This is a genomic window from Aureimonas mangrovi (genome assembly GCF_014058705.1).
GTDB classification, from domain to species: domain Bacteria; phylum Pseudomonadota; class Alphaproteobacteria; order Rhizobiales; family Rhizobiaceae; genus Aureimonas; species Aureimonas mangrovi.
In genome coordinates this window covers 2,170,125-2,188,053 of the sequence record NZ_CP059692.1, presented here as the reverse complement: position 1 = coordinate 2,188,053, position 17,929 = coordinate 2,170,125, and the positions used below count along the sequence as shown (strand labels likewise).

The following is a 17,929-nucleotide window of genomic DNA, read 5'->3' as shown; positions in this document are numbered from 1 at the left end:
TCATGAGCGACACACATTCGCCCATCGTCACCGTGCGCGGCGTCTCCAAGTCCTTCGGTTCGCACCGGGCGCTCGCAGATATCGACCTCGACGTTGCGCGCGGGGAGGTCCTGTGCATCATCGGCCCGTCCGGTTCGGGCAAGTCGACGCTCCTGCGCTGCCTCAACCAGATCGAGAAGCCGGACGCGGGTGCGATCCGCATCGATGGCGATCTCGCCGGCTACCGTCAGAAGGGCGACGCGCTTTACGAGCTCGACGACCGCGCGGTGGCCCGCCAGCGTCTTTCGTGCGGCATGGTCTTCCAGCGCTTCAACCTCTTCAATCACATGACGGTCCTTCAGAACGTCATGGAAGGGCCGGTCACGGTCCTGCGCCGCAAGCGGGCCGAGGTGAAGGCCGAGGCGCTGCGGCTTCTGAGCCGGGTCGGGCTCGCGGAGAAGGCGTCCGCCTATCCGGCGCAGCTTTCGGGCGGCCAGCAGCAGCGCGTGGCGATCGCCCGCGCTCTGGCGATGCAGCCCAAGCTGATGCTCTTCGATGAGCCGACGTCCGCGCTCGACCCCGAACTCGTCGGCGAGGTTCTTGCGGTGATGCGCGATCTGGCAGCCAGCGGCATGACGATGATCGTCGTCACGCACGAACTCGGCTTCGCACGCGAGGTCGCAGACCGCGTCATCTTCATGGATGCGGGCCGAATCGTGGAGACGGGCGCGCCGAGCGCGATTCTCGTCCAGCCGCGCGAGCAGCGCACGCGCGACTTTATCGCCGCCGTCCTGTCCTGACATCGAAAGACCCACCAAGGAGAGCCGAAATGAAAAGCATCGCACTTCTCGCCGCCACGGTATCGCTTCTCACGGTTGCTACGGGCGCCCGCGCGCAGGAACTGCCGCAGCGCATCCTCGATGCCGGCAGCATTGCCGTCGCGACCAACCCGAACTACGCGCCGATCGTCTACAAGGACCCGGCGACGACCGAACTTATGGGCCTCGACATCGACCTCGGCGAGGCGATCGCCGAAGAGCTCGGCGTCGAGATCGAGTGGCAGGAGACCGAGTTCATTCAGATGCTGCCCTCGCTCCAGACGGGCCGGGTCGACATGGCGATGGCCGGCATGTCGGACATCGCCTCGCGGCGCGAGACGGTCGACTTCGTCGACTACATGAACTCCGGCGCCCAGTTCTACACGCTGACCTCGCTCGCGAGTGAGGTCTCGGAGCCGAGTGACCTGTGCGGGCGAACGGTGGGCGCCTCGCGCAACACCAACTGGCCGAACGACATCGCGGCGTGGAGCGAGGAGAACTGCGTCGCGAACGGCCTCGACCCGATTGAGGTCGTCGGCACCGAGGGTTCGGTCGATGCGCGCACACAGCTCAAGAGCCAGCGTCTCGACGCGGCCGTGCAGGGCAACGAGACGCTGCCCTACTTCCAGGATCTGGAGCCCGGCACCTACGTGCTTATCGGCGAGCCGTTCACGCGCACGCTCGCGGGCATTCCGACGTTGAAGTCGGAAGAGGGTGCGCAGATCCGCGACGCGGTCGAGGGCGCGCTGAAGCGCCTCGTCGAGAGCGGGCGCTACGCCGAGATCTTCGCGAGCTACGGCCTTCAGGCCAACGCGCTCGAAGAGATCGAGGTCAACGCCGGGCAGTGACGCCGGTCTGGCGGGCCGGGCGGTGCTTCAGCGCCGCTTGGCCGGAGCCGCTCCATAGAAGAGCGTCGAGGACCCGTCGGGTCCGTGAACGAGATAGTAGGTCGGGATCGTCGACATGGCGGTTTCCTCCTCCAGCCGGCGGCACGGCCGCCGGCTAAACCGATGTTGCGCCCCTATGATAAACGCAAGCCTAACGCGCGCCTGTGACCCGCAGGGCACGCCGCACCGCGGAATCGCGCTCGCTGCACTGCGGCCGCGATATCAGGTGGGCGAAGCGCCGACCTCGCGGGCGGCTGTCGCAAGGCCCCAGCGCAGAAGCGTAGAGGCGCGCGCGGGGTCTTCGGCCTCGACATAAACGCGCAGTTCCGGTGCGTTGCCCGACGCGCGAAAATGCACGATCGAGCCTTCCTCCAGCCGGAAACGCACGCCGTCGAGATGATCGCGACTCGCAATCGGGCCGGCCTCCGCCATCAGCGCGTCGGCATAGGCGTCGTCTTCGGCAAGCCGTGTCAGAAACGGCCCGCTGGCGCTTGCCGGCACGTTCTTCAGTCGGTCGGCGAGGGCTTGTCCCGCACCGAGCGTATCGGCAAAGGCGCCCACGGACAGGCCGCGCGCCTTGGAGCCGGCGAGTGTGCAGAGGATCGGCAGGATGGCGTCGCGGGTCGGCAGCGGGGCGAGGGATCGCCCGTCGATCGACACGGGCGAACCCAGGAGAACGCCGCCGTTCGCCTCGAAGCCGAGGACGCCTTCGGACCCGCCTGCGACTTCACGCTCCATCGCCTCGATGACGAAGGGCGAGCCGACGCGCGTGCGCACCACCTTTGCGGCGACGCCCGAGCTTTCGGCCGCGCCGCTGGAGGTGACGGGCGTGACGATCGTGCGCGCGCCGAGATGCAGCGCGGTCAGGAGCCCGACCACATCGCCGCGCAGCACCTCGCCGACGCCGTCCGCGACGAGAGGCCGGTCGGCGTCTCCATCGGTCGAGACGATGGCCGCGAAGCGTCCGTCCGCCGCCGATTCACGCAGGAGAGCGATGTCCTCCGGGCGATGCGCCTCGGTGTCGACCGGCACGAAACGCTCCGCGCGGCCGATGGCGACGGTCTCGGCGCCGAGGGACGAGAGGAGATCGACGAGAAGATCGCGCGCGACGGAACTCTGCTGGTAGATGCCGATCGTCAGACCGGCGAGTGCATCCGGAGCGAAGGCGTTGAGATAGCGCGAGCGATAGGTGTTCAGCGCTGAGGCTGTGGAATCGCCGGGAGTGTCCCCCGCTGGGGGAAGGTCCGCCGGCAGGGCTTCGAAGGCCGTGCGGATTTCAGCTTCATCGGCCTTGGTGATCTCGCCCGGCGCGTAGAATTTCAGCCCGTTGCGATCGTCCGGGATGTGGCTGCCCGTCACCATGACCGCCGCGGCACCACGGCGCAGAGCTTCGAGGGCGAGGGCAGGCGTCGGAAGAGCGCCGCAGTCGACGGCTTCCCAGCCCGCCGCGTTCGCCGCGCCAAGACAGTCGGCCGCGATGGACGGGCTGGAGGCGCGCAGATCGCGCCCCACGAGAAGCGTGCGGCTTGCGATCCGTGTGCCCGCGTGGGCGAGAAACGCAGCCGTCCATCGCTGCGCGGGCTCGCCCGAGAGGTCTGTGACGAGGCCGCGCAGGCCGCTGGTTCCGAAGGAGAGGCTGGTCATCGTTTCCTTAGGTCCGCTCCTTAGGTCCGCGCGTAGACATCCTCGAGGCGCACGATGTCGTCCTCGCCCGTATAGGAGCCGACCTGCACCTCGATGATCTTGAGATCAATCTTGCCAGGATTGCGCATGCGATGCGTGCATCCGATCGGCAGATAGGCCGCTTCGTTCTCGTGATAATGTTTGACGACGCCGTCGATCGTCACCTCCGCGGTGCCGTGGACGACGACCCAGTGCTCGGCGCGGTGATGGTGGCGCTGCAGTGAGAGGGTGCCGCCCGGATGCACACAGATGTGCTTCACCTGAAAGCGGTCTCCGATGTCGATCCGCTGGTACCAGCCCCAGGGACGGTGGATGCGCAAGTGGTCAGTCGCCTCGCCGTAGCCCTCGCGGCCGAGCTTGGCGACGAGGTCCTTGACCTTCGGCGCCTCGTCCTTCGAGGCGACGAGAACAGCGTCCGGCATCGCGACCACCACGACGTCATTGAGGCCGACGACGGTCGTCAGCGGGCCGTCCGAGCGCACGAGGCTGCCGCTCGTGCCGAGGACGGAGACCGGGCCTTCGAGCACGTTGCCGTCGGCATCCGGGGTCTTCACGTCGTAGATGGAATCCCACGAGCCGATGTCCGACCAGCCGAAGGAGGCGCGCACCGCGCCAGCGCGCCGCGTCTTTTCCATCACTGCGTAGTCGATCGAGATTTTCGGGGCGGCCGCGAACGCCACCGCGTCCAGTCGAAGAAAGTCGAGATCGCGGACGCCGCCCACGAGCGCGGTGCGAGCCGCCGCCAGCACTTCGGGCGCGTTCGCCTCCAGTTCCTCCAGCATGATGCCTGCCTTGAAAAGGAAGTTGCCGCAGTTCCACAGGAGCCCGCGCTCCACATAGCCCTCGGCGCGGGCGCGGTCCGGCTTCTCAACGAAGCTCTCGAGGACGAAGGCGCCTTCCGAGCCGAGCGACGCGCCGAGTTCAAGATAGCCGTAGGCGGTGGAGGGATGCGTCGGCACGATGCCGAGCGTCATGATATGCCCGCCGCGCGCGGCCTCCGCGGCCTTCAGGCAGTCCGCGACGAAAGCCTCCCCTCCGGTAACGACGTGGTCGGCCGCAAGCACGAGGCACACCGCGTCCGGGTCGCGCGCCTCGCCGAGAAGCGCACCGACCGCGACAGCCGCGGCCGAATCACGTCGCTCGGGCTCCAGCACGATCTCGCCGACGACGCCGGCGGCCTTCATCTGCTCGGCGACGACGAAGCGGAAGTCGTTGCCGGTAACGACGATCGGGAGCGCGAAGCCGGGGCCGGTGACGCGCTTCAGTGTCTCTTGGAAGGTGGATACGCCGCCGTCCATCAATGCGATGAACTGCTTGGGCATCGTCTCGCGAGACACCGGCCAGAGCCGCGTACCGGACCCTCCCGCCATGATGACCGGGATGATCGGCGAGCTTGCAGACGGCTGGCTCATGATTCCTCGCGCACTCCTGCTTCTCTCGTCTGGTTAAAGGGCACGCCGGAAGGCGGCAAGCAACCGTCCATCCGGTGGCGCACAACGCTACGGCGGCGAGGGCGGCACCACACGTTCCTCACATACACGCAATAATCGTAAAGTCATGACTTGTGCGCGAAACAATCGGCAATTATGCAAAGACTATGAATGACGTAGGACATTCAAATCAGGACGGAGGAGCGGGCAGGCCGTGGCTCGCAACTGCCGGTCGATGCCCTTCCTCTTCGAGGCTGTCTTTTTGACCCAACCGATTGCAAAACGTGCCATCAGCGTCGTCGTGCCCGTGAAGGACGAAGAGGAAACCCTGCGCACGCTCGCCGAGCGCATCTTCGATGGGGCTGCAGACCATGTCTCGTCGGTGGAGATCATCTTCGTGGACGACGGGAGCACGGACCGGAGCTGGGGGGTGATGAGCGAGCTGGCGCAAACTCACCCCGGTCGGGTTCGGGCGCTGAAGCTGCGGCGCAATTTCGGCAAGTCGGTCGCACTGGAGGCGGGCTTCAAGGTGGCGACGGGTGAGGTCATCTTCACGATGGACGCCGACCTGCAGGACGATCCGAAGGAGATCCAGCGTTTCCTCGAAAAGCTGGACGAAGGCTACGACCTCGTTTCCGGCTGGAAGCGCAAGCGCAACGATCCGCCGTCCAAGACCGTCCCGTCGAAGCTCTTCAATCGGACGACCGCCTGGATGAGCGGTGTTCCGCTGAACGATTTCAATTGCGGTTTCAAGGCCTATCGCCGTGAGGTGATCGAGCAGCTGCGTCTGTATGGCGAACTGCACCGCTATATCCCCGTCTTTGCCAACGATGCCGGTTTTCGCGTCGGAGAGATCGAGGTCGAGCATCATCCGCGTCGCCACGGCAAGACGAAATACGGACTGGAGCGCTATGCCCGCGGTTTCCTCGACCTCATCACGATCGTGGCGACCACGCGTTATCTGCATCGCCCCGGTCACATGTTCGGCGGGCTCGGCGTCATCCTGGGCCTGATCGGCACCGCGATCCTCGGCTATCTGAGCATCCTGTGGCTGGCGGGACAACCGATCGGTCATCGGCCGCTCTTCTTCCTCGGCTTCCTCCTGATGATCTTCTCGGTGCAGATGATATCGCTCGGCGTCATTGCCGAGTTGCTGATCCGCCTGTCCAAGGCACGAAATGTCGGCGACCTGATCGTCGGGAACGTGACCGCAGAAGCGGCTCAACGACCGAAGAAGCTGGACGTGGCATTCGCATCCTAGCGCTGGACGTCCGTAACCCCTGCGAACATGTGGGCAGCGCGCGCGCCGGTCGAACCGTCAAGCCGCCTTTGAAGGAAACAGGATGTCGAGCAAGGTCAGGATCGAAGACGGTCTCGTCATCGGAACGGCGAGCGACAAGTACGATTCCGGCAATCCGCTCGCGCGCTGGCTCGTCGGCCAGTTCGATGCCGCCGTGTCCGACTTCGCCCGTCAGGCCGACCCGAAGACGGTGCTGGAGGTCGGCTGCGGCGAGGGGCATATCGTCGAACTCCTGCTTCAGGCGACCAGTGCCCGCATCCATGCCACTGACATTTCTGCGACGTGCGTGGCCGAAGCGCAGGCAAATGTCTCGTCCGACCGGGTGACCTTCGCGACGCAGAACGTCATGACGATGACCCCGCCCGAAGTTCCGCCGCAGATGGTCGTCTGCTGCGAGGTGCTTGAGCATCTCGACGCCCCGCAGCGCGGCCTGGACGCGCTCGCCGCCCTGAACGCCGAGTATTATCTCCTGAGCGTTCCGCGCGAACCGCTGTGGCGCGTCCTGAACTTTTCGCGCGGCGTCTACATGAAGGAGTGGGGAAACAGCCCCGGTCACTTCCAGCATTGGAGCAAGCGCGGCTTCCTGCGCTTCATCGGCCGGCATTTCACGCCCGTCGCGGTGCGCTCGCCCATACCCTGGACGGTCGTCCTCTGCCGGCCGAATGCGCGCTGAGGCCGGCAAATGGGCAAAGGCGGCCGGCTCCGTTCTTGCGGTCGTCTCGCTTCTCTTCGTCGCCGCGTTGCTGTGGCGTGAACGAGAGCCGCTGCTCGCGTTCCGGCCTGACGCCTCGGGACTGGCGATCCTCCTCGCTTGCGTCGGGCTATACGCCGCGCTCGGCGTGGTGCTGGCCCTTGCGTGGCGCCGCCTGCTGACCTGGGCTGGCGAGCCGCGCGTCGAGCGAAGCGAGGCCGTCACGATCTACGCCCGCACGCAGATCGCCAAATACATTCCCGGCAATGTCGCCCAGTTCGCGGGTCGCCAGCTGGTCGGCCGACAGGCCGGCTGGTCGCATGCAAGCCTGCTGCTCTCGACGGTTTTCGAACTCGCCTCGCTGGTCTTCGTTGCGGGCACGATTGCCTTGGGCGCTGCGGCGGCGGGGAACCAGGCGGTCGATCTGCGCTGGGTCCTTGCGGCGATGGCGGTCGTCTTCGCGGCCGTCGTCTGCCTGCCGGTCCTTGGCCCGCCCGTTCTGAAGCGGCTGTGGCCCGGCGCGGCCGTCCAGATCGGCTCTCTGAGGGCGCGGGACCTCTGGCCGGTCGGCCTCTATCACGCGCTGTTCTTCCTCGCCGGCGGGGTGATCCTCGTGTGCGTCGCACAGGTCGTGAGCGACCAGCCCGTGCCGGCCGAGCGCTGGCCCGCGCTCGTCGGGCTCTTCGCCGTCGCTTGGATCGTCTCGACGCTCACGCCGGGGGCGCCGTCCGGTATCGGGATTCGCGAACTGGTCGTGGTCGGCGGCCTGGCCGCGACGATGCCGACGAGCGGGGCGATCCTGACCGCGGCTCTCTTGCGGCTCGTCACGGTCTTCGGAGACGCGCTGTTCTTCCTGTTCGCGATGCTGCGCAAGCATGGGGCCGCGCAAAGAGGGATCCACCATGGATGACGAAGCCTACAGCCAGTACGAGGCTGAAAGCCGGAACTGGTTGAAGTTCGGCCGTATCAAGCTCCTCGAAGCGCTGCTGTCCGAGAGGGTGCCGGGCCGGGCGGCCGAAATCCTCGATCTGGGCGCAGGGGTCGGCCAGAACATTCCCACGCTCCTGAAGTTCGGGACGGTGGACGCGCTGGAGATCGACGAGATGGGCCTTCGCTCGCTGCGCAAGATCGCCCGCGTCCGCAGGATCATAGACCAGCCCGTTCCGCTGGAACTCGACCAGCGCTACGACCTGATCGTGGCGACCGACGTACTCGAGCACCTGCCGGATGATCGCGCGGCGGCGCGGTGGATCGCCGAGCATCTGAAGGAGGGCGGCCTCTTCGTCTCCACCGTGCCGGCCTACCAGTTCCTGTTCTCCGAGCACGACGTGGCGCTGCACCACTTCCGGCGCTACACGGCGAAGAACTACGCGCGGATCATGGTGCCCGAGATGAGGGTCGTGAAAGCGGGATACTTCAACAGCGTGCTGTTCCCGGTCGCGGCGCTCATGCGGCTTTCGAGCCGCTTTCTGAAGAAGGGCAACGGCGAGGGCGGGAAGGCGCGCAAGCAGAGCGGCCTGATGCCGGGTCCCGTGGACAGGCTCTTCCGCAAGGTCCTGAGCGCAGAAGTCTCCATGATCGACCGCAATGTCGGGCTGCCGTTCGGCCTGTCGGTCTATTGCGTCTGCCAGAAGGCGTAGCACGGAAAATAAGGCGCGGGGCGGCGGCCGGATGCGGGTCGCCCGATGGTATCGATGTCATGGCAGGGAATTATGGGATGGCGAACGCCACGGGCGCGCGGAAGAACGCAGAAGCGCAATCATACGTCTTGATCGCCATCCTGGTCAGCATCCTGTTCCTCTTCGTGCTGCCGATGCCGTTGAGCCGGCTGGATGTCGCTTACACGTTCTCCGGAGACGCAGTCGACAAGCTGGTCCAGATCAAGAATGTCGCCGAGACGGGCTGGCTCTTCTTCAACGACCGCCTCGGCTACCCGTTCGCGTATGACCGTCTGGACTTTCCGCGCTTCGATTCCCTGAACTACGCGATCATGGGCCCGATCGCGGCTGTGACCGGCGAAGCCGGCCTCGCGATGAACCTTTATTACCTCGCAAGCTTCTACCTGATCGCCTTCTCGGCGTTCTGGACGCTGCGTCGGCTGACGTTCGACACTGCGCCCGCGGTGATCTGCGCGCTGGTCTTCGCCTTTCTGCCCTATCACCTCTTTCGCGGGGTGGCGCACCTGACGAACGGTACATACTTTCTGATCCCACCCGCGGTGCTCATCCTGTTCTGGGCTGCCCGGGATCAGATGGGGTTCGGGACAAAAGAGGGGCGAAGGCGATTGCTGTTCGCGCTTCTGGTCGCCGTCCTCATCACCCTGCAGACACCCTATAACGGGGTCTTCTTCTCGATCCTCAGCCTCGTGGCGGCCGCCATCGCCTTCTCGTCGCACGCGAAGTTACGGAACATCGGCGTAGTCTGCGCTCTCCTCATGGCAACGGCGGGAACATTCGTGGCCGAACAGGTTCCGCGTCTGATCCACCAGGCCCAGAACGGAACGGTCGACAGTGGCACGCGATCGCCTTCCAACGTCCAGTACTATTCAACGAACCTGACGCAGATCGTCCTTCCAAGCGAGCGACATCGGCTCGCGCCGGTTCGGGAGCGCGCCAGGATCTTCAATCAGGAGATGCAGGTTCCGCAGAGCGAGGTGCGCCATCAATATATCGGCGTGCTCGGTCTCATCGGTCTGGCCACATTGTTCCTAGCGTTGTCGCGGCGCTCGTCGGGTGTCTCGAAGGATGTTGCCCCCCTGTCGACAGAGCGGACCGTCGCCATTGCCGCGTTGCTGGCGGTGGCTCTTCTTGTCTTCACGATCTCGACCGGGCTTGGGACGATCTTCTCCTATTATTTCGCCCAGAGCATCCGCGCGCTCAACCGGACATTGCCGTTCTTCGCCTTCCTCTGCCTGATCGGATCGGCATGGGCTCTCCAGCTCGTATTGCGGCGTTTCAGGCGTGACTGGCTGAGACGCGGTATCGCCGTCCTGCTGGGAGCAGCCTTCCTCTTCGACGCCGTCCCGCTGGGCATGGCGCGGCAGGAGCGTGACGCACCCATCGCCAGCTATGATGCGATGAAGCGTTATTTCGCGGAGATGGAAGGCAGGCTCGGGGGGGGCGCCGCGGTATTCCAGATGCCCGTGACCTGGTATCCCGAGCATCCGCCGATCCAGCGAACAGTGGACTACGACTACCTCAAGCCCTTCCTCCTGACGGACACGCTGCGGTTCTCGGCTGGCGCCAGCCGCGGGCGCGAGGGGTACAACTGGGGTCGGTTCGTCGAACAGCAGCCGCCTACAGAGATGATCGCCAGCACACATGCGGCCGGTTTTGGCGCGATCTTGATCGATGGCTTCGGCTACACGCCGGAAGACCTCAGCCAACTCACGGCCGGACTGACGCAGGCCCTGCCCGAGGAACCCTTCGTCAGCGAGGACCAGCGTTGGTGGACGTTCCCTCTCGCCGGCTGTTGCGGCGGGGAGGTCCCGCAGATCCGACCGGGCGAGCGGCTGGACGTCTACACCTATGCCGTCGGCAGCGGCCCGATCCGGTTCTCCAACGAGGCCAGCGGAAGCTTCCACTTCGACGGCGGGTGGAACCGGCCGGAGAGCTGGGGAACATGGTCGGGCGGCGAGGCGGCGTTGCGCTTCCATCTGACAGGCGCGACCGGCGGCGCACTATCCCTTGAGATGGAGACCCGGATGCTCCTCGGCCCGAACATTCCCGAACGCTCTCTCCTGGTGGAATGCAACGGCGTGGTCTGCGGCGAGTTCGTCTACGGGCCCCAGGCCGCGACCCAAAGACTGGACATCGCCCTGGCCGCCGGCACCGTCGGCGAAGACGGCCGGCTGGAGATCCGTTTCCGGACGCGGCCCGAGGCCACGCCTCAATCGGCCGGAGTCAACAGTGACACTCGCGCGATCGGCATGGGAATCCACGACCTCGCAATCTCGACGGCACAGTAAGAGTTCTTCTGATCGCGGCCTCGAAGGCCGGTGATCTTATCCCCGCCCTGCGGCGGCGCCGTTACCTTCGGGCATCGTCCCTTGAAGGTGAGTGCCATGGAACAGTCCACGCCCAATCTCGATCTTCCCTACATCCTGCCCTCGCAGGCCCAGAAGCACGTGACACACAACGAGGCGCTGGCGACGCTCGACGCGCTGGTGCAACTTGCCGTCATCGATCGCGATCGAACCGTACCGCCGGAGCATCCGACCGAGGGCGAGCGCCACATCGTCGCGGACGGTGCGAGCGGCGTCTGGGCGGGGCAGGAGCGGGGGGTCGCCACGTGGCGGGACGGGGCCTGGCTCATCGTTCGGCCGCGCATCGGCTGGCTTGCGTTCGTTGAGGCTGAGGATTTGTTCTGCCGCTTCGTCGATGGCGGCTGGTCGCCGATCGCAGAGACCGTGGATGGTCTTCAGCATCTGGAGCGTCTCGGCATCGGGACGGCCGCCGACCCGCAGAACCCCTTTTCCGCACGCCTCAACAAGGCGCTCTGGGCAGCGCGCGCCGCGAGCGACGGCGGCGATGGCGATCTGCGCCTTGTGATGAACAAAGAAGCGTCCGCCAACACGGCAAGCCTTCTGTTTCAGAGCGGCTGGTCCGGGCGCGCCGAGATCGGGCTTACGGGAAGCGACGACCTTTCAGTGAAGGTTTCGGCGGACGGGGCCACGTGGCGCACGGCCTTCGGGGTCAACCATCAGAGCGGTACGGTGGACATCCCCGCTTCGGTGCGCTTCGACGGAGCCGTCAGCTGCGGCGCCTCCGGTATCGCGCCAGGCGTCATGCACATTCATCGCCAACCGGGCGAGGCGGCGATCGTCCTCTCCGCTGGTGCGAATTCGGCCGCTCCCGAATATGTCGGGCAGTTGCGTGCGCGTCCGGGCGTGGGCATTGCCCTGACCAATGGTTCCTCGAGTTGGTGGGGCCTTGCCGTGAACACCCAGACAAACCGCGTCGGCATCGGAACGACGGAACCCGTGCATAAGCTGACGGTCGCCGACGGCGCCGTCGGCCCGGCCACGGACAATGCCCATCCGGTCGGCTCGGCGACCCGCCGCTGGTCGACGATCTATGCGGCGACGGGAGCGATCAACACATCGGATGCGCGCGACAAGAATGTCGAGGGGCCCATCGGCGCGAGCGCTGCCCGGATCGTGGATGCGGTGGCGCCGATTCTCTATCGATGGAAGATCGGTGGGATGGAGGTTGTCGAAACAGGCGTCGAGAAGGTTCCGGACGGAGAGGATGCGCAGGGCAACGAGATGTTCGTCGAGCGCACGCTGACCGAGGAACGGCCCCGCGCCGGCGTGCGCCGCCACGCGGGCTGGCTGGCGCAGGACGTGCGTGCCGCCTTCGAGGCGGAAGGGCTGGATTGCGGCGCCTGGGGGCTGGATGAGCCGGAAGAGGCCGAGAGCCGGCAGTGGCTGCGGCCCGACCAGCTGACGGCCTTCCTTTGGGAAGCCTTGCGCGAGACGCGCAGGGACCTTGCCGAGCTGAAGGACCGCCAGTCGCGATAGGGGGCGAACGCGGTCACCGCCCATCCGCTGGGACCGGAAGGGGATGGCGGGCGTGAGGCGGCAAGCAGGCGAGGACGTGCGCTGTCGTGCCGCTTCCGCCCCAATGCTGGATATGATGGTGGGCGCGACAGGGATTGAACCTGTGACCCCTCCCGTGTGAAGGGAGAAAAACCACGCCTAAGCCGCTGCGGCGTGGGCTTTCCGCTTCTTTTTCCCCCGATTTTCCCCCACTTCTCGGAAATCCCAACCCTTCGTCTGTGCGCTGCGGCCCAGATCGGCGGTGCCGAGCTTCGTGTAGCGTTGCCATTCTCCCGACTTCCATCCACCCTCGTCCTGAAGGCGGCGGACATCCTTCGTCTGGGCGTAGAACCACGTCGCCCAGCTATGACGGCATACGTGCGGGGTGAAGCGCGAATCGTCTAGCCCGGCGTCCTTTACGGCTGTCCTGAAGGCGCTTTTGATCTGCCCGCCGCTGTTCTTCCCGGAATGGAACGGGAGGCCGTCCAGTCGGCGGAAAACGGGCCCAGGAACGCCGATCGTCGGCAGGGTCGACAGTGCTGCCACCACACGCGGGATCAGCGTGACGCGCCGCTCCTCGCCGTTCTTGGTGTCTCTAAAGATCGCGAACCGATGCTCAAGAGACACGTCGGTGCCGTCCAGCACGACGGCCTCTCCCATGCGACAGCCCTGACCGAACAGAAGCGTCACCATAGGGGCCAGAAAGCCGTTGGCGTTTCTGCTGAGCCCGAGGATCACCTTGTCGGCCTGGTCAGGCAGGAAAAAATCAGTTCGGCGTCCGCCGCCTGCTGGCGCTTTCAGCTTGGGCACGCTGCATCTGTCGTCCTCAGCCGCGCAGTTCAGGATGGCTTTCACCGGTGTGTAGAGCTGTCGGCGGATCGTTGCGGCCGCGCGGCCGGGGTACAGCGCGTTCGCCGCTCGCCGCATCGTCGCGTTGTTGATGTCGGCCACAAGGGTATCGGCGAAATGCCGGCGCAGAGGCTCCAGAAAGCGAGCATTTGGATTCTGATCTTCGTACAGCTTCAGCGCGGTCGCGAAGGTGAAATTGGCTTGTTCACCAGGCGTATCGGCGCATAGCTCGGCGAGGAGGTCAGGGAGCTTGGCCTTGGCGTCTGAGAGACGGGTGCACTTGGTGCTGATCTCGACCCTGCGCCCTTGGACGGTGCCGCGCGCGTACCAGTAGGGGCTTTTCGGGCGCTTCTTGAGTTCGAGCATCGGGGCTCCATGATCCGTTCGAGATCCTCGGGCAGAAGGAACATCTCCCTGCCGATCTCACGATAGGCTCCGAGTTCGCGGGCCTTCTTGCGCAATGCGCGCTCGGAAATCTTCACACCGGCCTTCAACAGCTTTTCCACAGCGGCGGCCGGCGAGATGACGCGGTCCAGCGGGTCAGCCATCCGACCCTCCATAGGCGCAGTCCGCGCACTCTCTGGCCTGCGGGCCACCGCGGTAGCGCTTGTCGCACTTCGGGCACCGGCCGATCTGGTTGCCGGGCTGCCAGGCGGCGCGCGCGGGGCGCGGGTCTCGCGCGAGGTCGTCAGGGATTGCCATCATGGCAACACCCTTCGCCATAGCCGAAGGTGTGGTCGTCATGGCCATACCTTTCGCCTCGGCGCCGCCCTTCCGTTTCTTCGCCTTCTGAAACCACACCGCCGCGAGCGCCTTCCAGAGCGGCAGGCCGTGAGTGGCGGCGAACGTCTTCGCGTCCTTCTCGAACCTGGTGTGGGCGACAATCGAAGAGGCGAGGGCGTCCGCGTCGAGAGCGCCGAACTCGGCTTCGGTCAGCAGTCGGTCCACCGCCTTGATGTGGTCGGCCTTGATGGGCGCCACGCCAGCGGCCGACAGGATCGAGAGGACGTGCTGCGCGTGCGCCTCGCCTTCCTTCTTGATCAGCGCTGCGATGGCGGCCACCGCGACCGTCTCACCAGGCTTGTAGTCCCGGCCGGGCGGATTGCGCAGGATCGTGACGGCTGCCGCCTCGGCAACGCGCGCGACGACCAGCGCTTCCTCATCGCCGGCGGCCACGGCGGCGACGTGCATCTGCGTTGCCGTCATGCCGAGACGGTCGGCGTTCTGTCCGATGAAGGCCTCGGCCTGGGCGCGGGTGTCCGGCGCCTCGACGATCATGATGGGGATCGTCTGGACGTGCGGGTTGCTGGCGGCGGCAATCGCGGTGTGCTGGCCGTCGATCACGCGCAACGTCATGGTGCCGGCGCCGTCGTCGGCGAGGGCGCAGACGGGCGGCTTCAGCTTCGTCCAGTCGAAGCCCTCGATGATCTTACGGAGCATCCGCAGAGAACGTTCCGAAAGGCTGCGCTGATAGGCGGGATCGACCCACAACGTGCGCGGGTCGACGTACTCGAAGATCGGCGCGCCTGACGAGGGTGCCCGAGGCGACAGGCCGCGAATGTCGATTGGCTGGATGGGGCGAAGGGCGGTCATAGTAGCCTCCCTGCTGCAGCTTCCGCGTCCGCCACGATGCGGTAGTCTGCGGCGATCGCTTCCATTACCGCGATCTGCCGATCGGCGAACGCTTGCGTCATCCGGCCGTCAGACACGAACCGGGGATAAACGCGACGCCGCTGCTTCACCTCGCGATCGGCGCATTCGGCTTTGTCGAGGGCGGTGATCATCGACCCGACTCCTCCTCCGATCGATCGAAGATCTTGCAGCCGTAGTCGCGCGCCCACTCGATCGCGGCGCGGCCGGCCTTGGTATAGTCCGTGCCGACGTAGTCGTGCAGGACCGAGCCGTCCTCGTCGATGAAATCGACCATGTAGACCCAGCGCCCGATCAGGGTGCCGTCACTGCTTTTCGTGCAGCGGCCGCTCTCGATGACGACGTGCGGCCGCGCGCGGGGAGGGAAGGCGACGACGTTCATGCCGGCCTCCCGATCACCTTGAGCGAAGCCTCATCGAAGGTCGGCTCGAAGAGCCCGATGACGCGACCGACGATGATGTCGCGCAGATGGTCTGGATGGAGCGGGCCATCGGACAGCGACAGAGCATGACCGATCGAGCGAAGGGTCCAGAACTCCTTGTTCCGAAACTCTTCGCCGCGGCTGTTCCAGCAGCGCTCAACGATGCGGGAGGTCGTTTGCATGACGCTCCGGCGACCGCCGCTCCACTGAACAAGGAACAGCTCGCCTTTAACCGCTTCCCGGTCGTTCGGATCGACCACGACCCATTCGCCGGCCCGGATGTGGGGTGCGTCCTTGTCGTTGCGTGCCATGTGGACAAAACAGCCAGCCGGAGCGGCGCCGTAGACGTCAAGCGCCCGGAGTGGAGCGACAGAAGGAGCAGCCATCACGCAGCCCTCCTGTCGAGATCGACGCCGACGAAGCGCAAGACGATCTCCGCCCTTGTCGACGGCATCGGCGCTTCGTTCCAAGGGCGGTCGTCCGGAAAGTGAAACGACTGCGCCTCCGTGTTGTGCGGGATCGCGTCATCAGCATCGCGGATCCCCGGCCAGAGCTGCGCCGACAGAAGCCGCTTCTCCATGTGAAGCCACTGCATGTAGGCGTAGGCGATCTCACGCTCACGTCCGCCGGTAATGGCGGGAAGGGTGACATAGGCGGCCGGGCCCGCCCCGTTCATCGCGACGAGATCAGTCGCGAGCGACAGGGCCACCGCTACTGCCATCGACTGATCAGCCTCTTTGTCGCGGTCCATCAGCGCGTTCATCGCCTCGGCCTTCAGCATCAGCGTTCCCATGCGACACGCGCTGAACGCGAGGCCCTTCCGGAGCGAAGACAGATCGAGCGTTTCTAGATACGCGGTCAGGTGGCGTCGCGCCTGTTCATCCTGATCGAAGGGCGTGAGGATCGCGTGGTCGGGCATACCTCCGGCGGTCGCCGGAACCGTAGGGTTCGTCGTCATGTCGTTCTCTTCGGTTGTTGGGGTTAGGCCGCGGGCGTCATGCCGGGGCTGGGGCGGGCTTCAGGAAGGGAAGGCCAACACTTTCCCGTCGGGCGGCAAAAGTGGGCGCAGCACCGCGACGATCGCGGTAGGCCACAGAAGCTGGTAGGCGGGGCCTTCGACGTGCTGACGAGTGGTTAAGACAACACGGGCGCCGGCAGCCTTACCCTTTTCGGTCGCCTGCCAATCTCCGCGCTCGTCCCTGTCTTGAAATCCATGCGCCTCGAGGAGCTTGTTGACGACCTGCGCCGATAGCCCTCCCAGACGCACGCCAATCTGCGTGGGGATCAGCGGCTTCTCGTCGTTCGGTGCGGCAAGGCGCGCAATGCCCATCGTCTTGAGCGTATCGTGTCCCGTCAGTCGATAGGTCTGCGCTGATGCGGCGTGTAGGGCGTAGACCCCCTCAAGGCCGGCCATCTTCGCCAGGCGCAGAGACTGGTTCATCGCAAGGCGAACCTCACGGGGGTCGGCCATCGCGTTCGCCACGGCGACCGGCGCGGGCTCCTCGAAGTATCGATCAACCATCTGGCCGAAGACGGTCCATGCGACGTCGTCGTTCAGGCATTTCACTAGCTTGAGGTAGCCGCGGTGCGTGATCAGGAAGCCGCGCGGAGCCTTCGACGCGAAAACCCCATCGGGTATCTCGGTACGAATTTCGTTCCGAGATAGCTCGAGGAAGTCCTCCCCCTGAACGAAGCGCGTGCGATTGTCGTGGAAGTTCCGCTTGGCCGTCCCCTCGGGGCGACCGTGCACCGTATCGACCTGCTCGAAGGTAACGACGCGTTCGCCACGGTACTCGACGATCTGAACGTCTGCTTCAGCTATGCGGACTGTGGGTAGGACTGCGGATGCCATCTGGCGCTCCATCCGTTGGGATGAAGCAACCATATATTCGAATTCGAATTTAACACAAGCTAAAAATTCGGTGACGAATATTCGTCGAGGGCGTCATTCCATACGCCATCCCAGAACCGCTGGCGCAGAGACTCGTACTTAAACGAGGCGAAGACGACTCCGACGACCGCGATACCATGACGCTCACGCTGACCTTCGGGAATGGCTTGATCCAAGCGTACGTGGTTCTCAGCCGTCGGAGAACTGGTGAACCACTCCAAACCCTTGTCCGATCGCCCGTAGTAGCGCGGAATGTACTCTAACAGTTCGCTGCTTCCTGTCTCACATACGATCACCCTCTCACCATCCTCGATGCGATCCAGCTGGTGGTTGTGGCTGAAAACGATCTGTCCTGGCTTGAAACCTTCGACACGACTTGCGAGCGGCGGAATGCTCCAGGCCCAGATCGTACCTTTGATATCCGGATGTTGGGGAAGCCGGAGGATTGGCGTTGTTGAAGGTAGTTCCTTCCGCAAGTTTACCTCTGTGGGGGTTCCAAGCGGGCCTACGAGGGGGATGTCCACTATCGTTGGCACCGTATCGTAAGCGAATGGTGCACCGCTGCGGTGGCTCTGATCGCTCTCGTAAAGGCTCTGTATTCTGAGCAATGCCTCTGACCGCGGCTTTTCTTTACCGCCCTCCCACTTCGACACGCTCCCCTGTCGCGCGCCTATGGCCGCTGCGAAGTCCGCTTGGTTCATCCCAAGGGCTTTCCTGATGCGCTTGATCTCGGCAGCGAAGTCCATGGCACCCCCTCTTCGGCTTTCGCCATTCTGCCTCGCATATCCTTC

The 17,929-nt window shown here is 65.2% G+C and carries 18 protein-coding genes and 1 tRNA gene; 8 read left to right on the top strand and 11 right to left on the bottom strand.

Going from position 1 to position 17,929, the window contains the following annotated elements; genetic code table 11:
- Window positions 1-2 precede the first annotated feature (2 nt).
- Both H1343_RS10440 and H1343_RS10435 read left to right on the top strand, forming a co-directional pair.
- Entirely contained in the window at window positions 3-779 is a 777-nt protein-coding gene (locus H1343_RS10440; RefSeq protein WP_281374645.1) for an amino acid ABC transporter ATP-binding protein, read from the top strand.
- Window positions 780-808: 29 nt separating this feature from the next.
- Complete coding sequence (locus H1343_RS10435) at window positions 809-1,645, top strand: ABC transporter substrate-binding protein (RefSeq protein WP_185982857.1); 837 nt, start codon at window positions 809-811, stop codon at window positions 1,643-1,645.
- A 261-nt stretch (window positions 1,646-1,906) separates the two neighbouring features.
- On the opposite strand, the gene H1343_RS10430 is transcribed toward H1343_RS10435, so the two are convergent.
- Window positions 1,907-3,328: a phosphohexomutase domain-containing protein gene (locus tag H1343_RS10430; RefSeq protein ID WP_185982856.1), complete on the bottom strand. Its 1,422-nt coding sequence runs from the start codon at window positions 3,326-3,328 to the stop codon at window positions 1,907-1,909.
- A 20-nt stretch (window positions 3,329-3,348) separates the two neighbouring features.
- Complete coding sequence (locus H1343_RS10425; RefSeq protein WP_185982855.1) at window positions 3,349-4,779, bottom strand: mannose-1-phosphate guanylyltransferase/mannose-6-phosphate isomerase; 1,431 nt, start codon at window positions 4,777-4,779, stop codon at window positions 3,349-3,351.
- A 280-nt stretch (window positions 4,780-5,059) separates the two neighbouring features.
- Between H1343_RS10425 and H1343_RS10420 the strand changes: the two genes are divergently transcribed.
- From H1343_RS10420 to H1343_RS10395, 6 genes are all read left to right on the top strand, one after another.
- Entirely contained in the window at window positions 5,060-6,058 is a 999-nt protein-coding gene (locus H1343_RS10420; RefSeq protein ID WP_210270024.1) for a glycosyltransferase family 2 protein, read from the top strand.
- Between the two features lie 82 nt (window positions 6,059-6,140).
- A complete protein-coding gene (locus H1343_RS10415) occupies window positions 6,141-6,770 on the top strand; it encodes a class I SAM-dependent methyltransferase (protein WP_185982854.1) in 630 nt (209 codons plus the stop codon).
- Window positions 6,760-7,698: a lysylphosphatidylglycerol synthase domain-containing protein gene (locus tag H1343_RS10410; protein ID WP_185982853.1), complete on the top strand. Its 939-nt coding sequence runs from the start codon at window positions 6,760-6,762 to the stop codon at window positions 7,696-7,698. The genes H1343_RS10415 and H1343_RS10410 overlap by 11 nt, the downstream gene beginning before the upstream one ends.
- Window positions 7,691-8,428 (top strand): class I SAM-dependent methyltransferase, encoded by a 738-nt coding sequence (locus tag H1343_RS10405; RefSeq protein ID WP_185982852.1) that lies wholly within the window; start codon window positions 7,691-7,693, stop codon window positions 8,426-8,428. Before H1343_RS10410 ends, H1343_RS10405 begins: the two co-directional genes overlap by 8 nt.
- 77 nt (window positions 8,429-8,505) lie before the next feature.
- Window positions 8,506-10,755 carry a DUF6311 domain-containing protein gene (locus H1343_RS10400; protein ID WP_185982851.1) on the top strand — a complete coding sequence of 750 codons (2,250 nt, stop codon included), beginning with the start codon at window positions 8,506-8,508 and terminating at the stop codon, window positions 10,753-10,755.
- A gap of 96 nt (window positions 10,756-10,851) precedes the next feature.
- Window positions 10,852-12,309 (top strand): DUF2793 domain-containing protein, encoded by a 1,458-nt coding sequence (locus H1343_RS10395; protein ID WP_185982850.1) that lies wholly within the window; start codon window positions 10,852-10,854, stop codon window positions 12,307-12,309.
- Between the two features lie 116 nt (window positions 12,310-12,425).
- On the opposite strand, the gene H1343_RS10390 is transcribed toward H1343_RS10395, so the two are convergent.
- The 9 genes from H1343_RS10390 to H1343_RS10350 all read right to left on the bottom strand — a co-directional run bounded on the left by H1343_RS10390 (window position 12,426) and on the right by H1343_RS10350 (window position 17,884).
- Window positions 12,426-12,526: transfer RNA gene (locus H1343_RS10390), tRNA-Val, on the bottom strand.
- Complete coding sequence (locus H1343_RS10385) at window positions 12,487-13,542, bottom strand: tyrosine-type recombinase/integrase (RefSeq protein ID WP_185982849.1); 1,056 nt, start codon at window positions 13,540-13,542, stop codon at window positions 12,487-12,489. Before H1343_RS10385 ends, H1343_RS10390 begins: the two co-directional genes overlap by 40 nt.
- Before the next feature lie 174 nt (window positions 13,543-13,716).
- Window positions 13,717-14,769 carry a ParB N-terminal domain-containing protein gene (locus H1343_RS10380; RefSeq protein WP_185982848.1) on the bottom strand — a complete coding sequence of 351 codons (1,053 nt, stop codon included), beginning with the start codon at window positions 14,767-14,769 and terminating at the stop codon, window positions 13,717-13,719.
- Entirely contained in the window at window positions 14,766-14,960 is a 195-nt protein-coding gene (locus H1343_RS10375; protein ID WP_185982847.1) for a hypothetical protein, read from the bottom strand. Before H1343_RS10375 ends, H1343_RS10380 begins: the two co-directional genes overlap by 4 nt.
- Window positions 14,957-15,208, bottom strand: a complete 252-nt coding sequence (locus H1343_RS10370) for a hypothetical protein (RefSeq protein WP_185982846.1) — start codon at window positions 15,206-15,208, stop codon at window positions 14,957-14,959. Before H1343_RS10370 ends, H1343_RS10375 begins: the two co-directional genes overlap by 4 nt.
- The gene (locus tag H1343_RS10365; protein ID WP_185982845.1) at window positions 15,205-15,558 is read right to left on the bottom strand and encodes a hypothetical protein; all 354 of its coding nucleotides are present in this window, start codon (window positions 15,556-15,558) and stop codon (window positions 15,205-15,207) included. Before H1343_RS10365 ends, H1343_RS10370 begins: the two co-directional genes overlap by 4 nt.
- 74 nt (window positions 15,559-15,632) lie before the next feature.
- Window positions 15,633-16,205 (bottom strand): hypothetical protein, encoded by a 573-nt coding sequence (locus H1343_RS10360; RefSeq protein WP_185982844.1) that lies wholly within the window; start codon window positions 16,203-16,205, stop codon window positions 15,633-15,635.
- A gap of 60 nt (window positions 16,206-16,265) precedes the next feature.
- A complete protein-coding gene (locus H1343_RS10355; protein WP_185982843.1) occupies window positions 16,266-17,099 on the bottom strand; it encodes an ORF6N domain-containing protein in 834 nt (277 codons plus the stop codon).
- 59 nt (window positions 17,100-17,158) lie between these two features.
- Complete coding sequence (locus tag H1343_RS10350) at window positions 17,159-17,884, bottom strand: helix-turn-helix domain-containing protein (protein WP_185982842.1); 726 nt, start codon at window positions 17,882-17,884, stop codon at window positions 17,159-17,161.
- Between the last annotated feature and the right edge of the window lie 45 nt (window positions 17,885-17,929).

Coding starts and splice junctions, on each gene's coding strand:
- H1343_RS10440 (WP_281374645.1), top strand. CDS start 3: ATGAGCGACACACATTCGCCCATCGTCACCGTGCGCGGCGTCTCCAAG.
- H1343_RS10435 (WP_185982857.1), top strand. CDS start 809: ATGAAAAGCATCGCACTTCTCGCCGCCACGGTATCGCTTCTCACGGTT.
- H1343_RS10430 (WP_185982856.1), bottom strand. CDS start 3,328: ATGACCAGCCTCTCCTTCGGAACCAGCGGCCTGCGCGGCCTCGTCACA.
- H1343_RS10425 (WP_185982855.1), bottom strand. CDS start 4,779: ATGAGCCAGCCGTCTGCAAGCTCGCCGATCATCCCGGTCATCATGGCG.
- H1343_RS10415 (WP_185982854.1), top strand. CDS start 6,141: ATGTCGAGCAAGGTCAGGATCGAAGACGGTCTCGTCATCGGAACGGCG.
- H1343_RS10410 (WP_185982853.1), top strand. CDS start 6,760: ATGCGCGCTGAGGCCGGCAAATGGGCAAAGGCGGCCGGCTCCGTTCTT.
- H1343_RS10405 (WP_185982852.1), top strand. CDS start 7,691: ATGGATGACGAAGCCTACAGCCAGTACGAGGCTGAAAGCCGGAACTGG.
- H1343_RS10400 (WP_185982851.1), top strand. CDS start 8,506: ATGGCGAACGCCACGGGCGCGCGGAAGAACGCAGAAGCGCAATCATAC.
- H1343_RS10395 (WP_185982850.1), top strand. CDS start 10,852: ATGGAACAGTCCACGCCCAATCTCGATCTTCCCTACATCCTGCCCTCG.
- H1343_RS10385 (WP_185982849.1), bottom strand. CDS start 13,542: ATGCTCGAACTCAAGAAGCGCCCGAAAAGCCCCTACTGGTACGCGCGC.
- H1343_RS10380 (WP_185982848.1), bottom strand. CDS start 14,769: ATGACCGCCCTTCGCCCCATCCAGCCAATCGACATTCGCGGCCTGTCG.
- H1343_RS10375 (WP_185982847.1), bottom strand. CDS start 14,960: ATGATCACCGCCCTCGACAAAGCCGAATGCGCCGATCGCGAGGTGAAG.
- H1343_RS10370 (WP_185982846.1), bottom strand. CDS start 15,208: ATGAACGTCGTCGCCTTCCCTCCCCGCGCGCGGCCGCACGTCGTCATC.
- H1343_RS10365 (WP_185982845.1), bottom strand. CDS start 15,558: ATGGCACGCAACGACAAGGACGCACCCCACATCCGGGCCGGCGAATGG.
- H1343_RS10360 (WP_185982844.1), bottom strand. CDS start 16,205: ATGACGACGAACCCTACGGTTCCGGCGACCGCCGGAGGTATGCCCGAC.
- H1343_RS10355 (WP_185982843.1), bottom strand. CDS start 17,099: ATGGCATCCGCAGTCCTACCCACAGTCCGCATAGCTGAAGCAGACGTT.
- H1343_RS10350 (WP_185982842.1), bottom strand. CDS start 17,884: ATGGACTTCGCTGCCGAGATCAAGCGCATCAGGAAAGCCCTTGGGATG.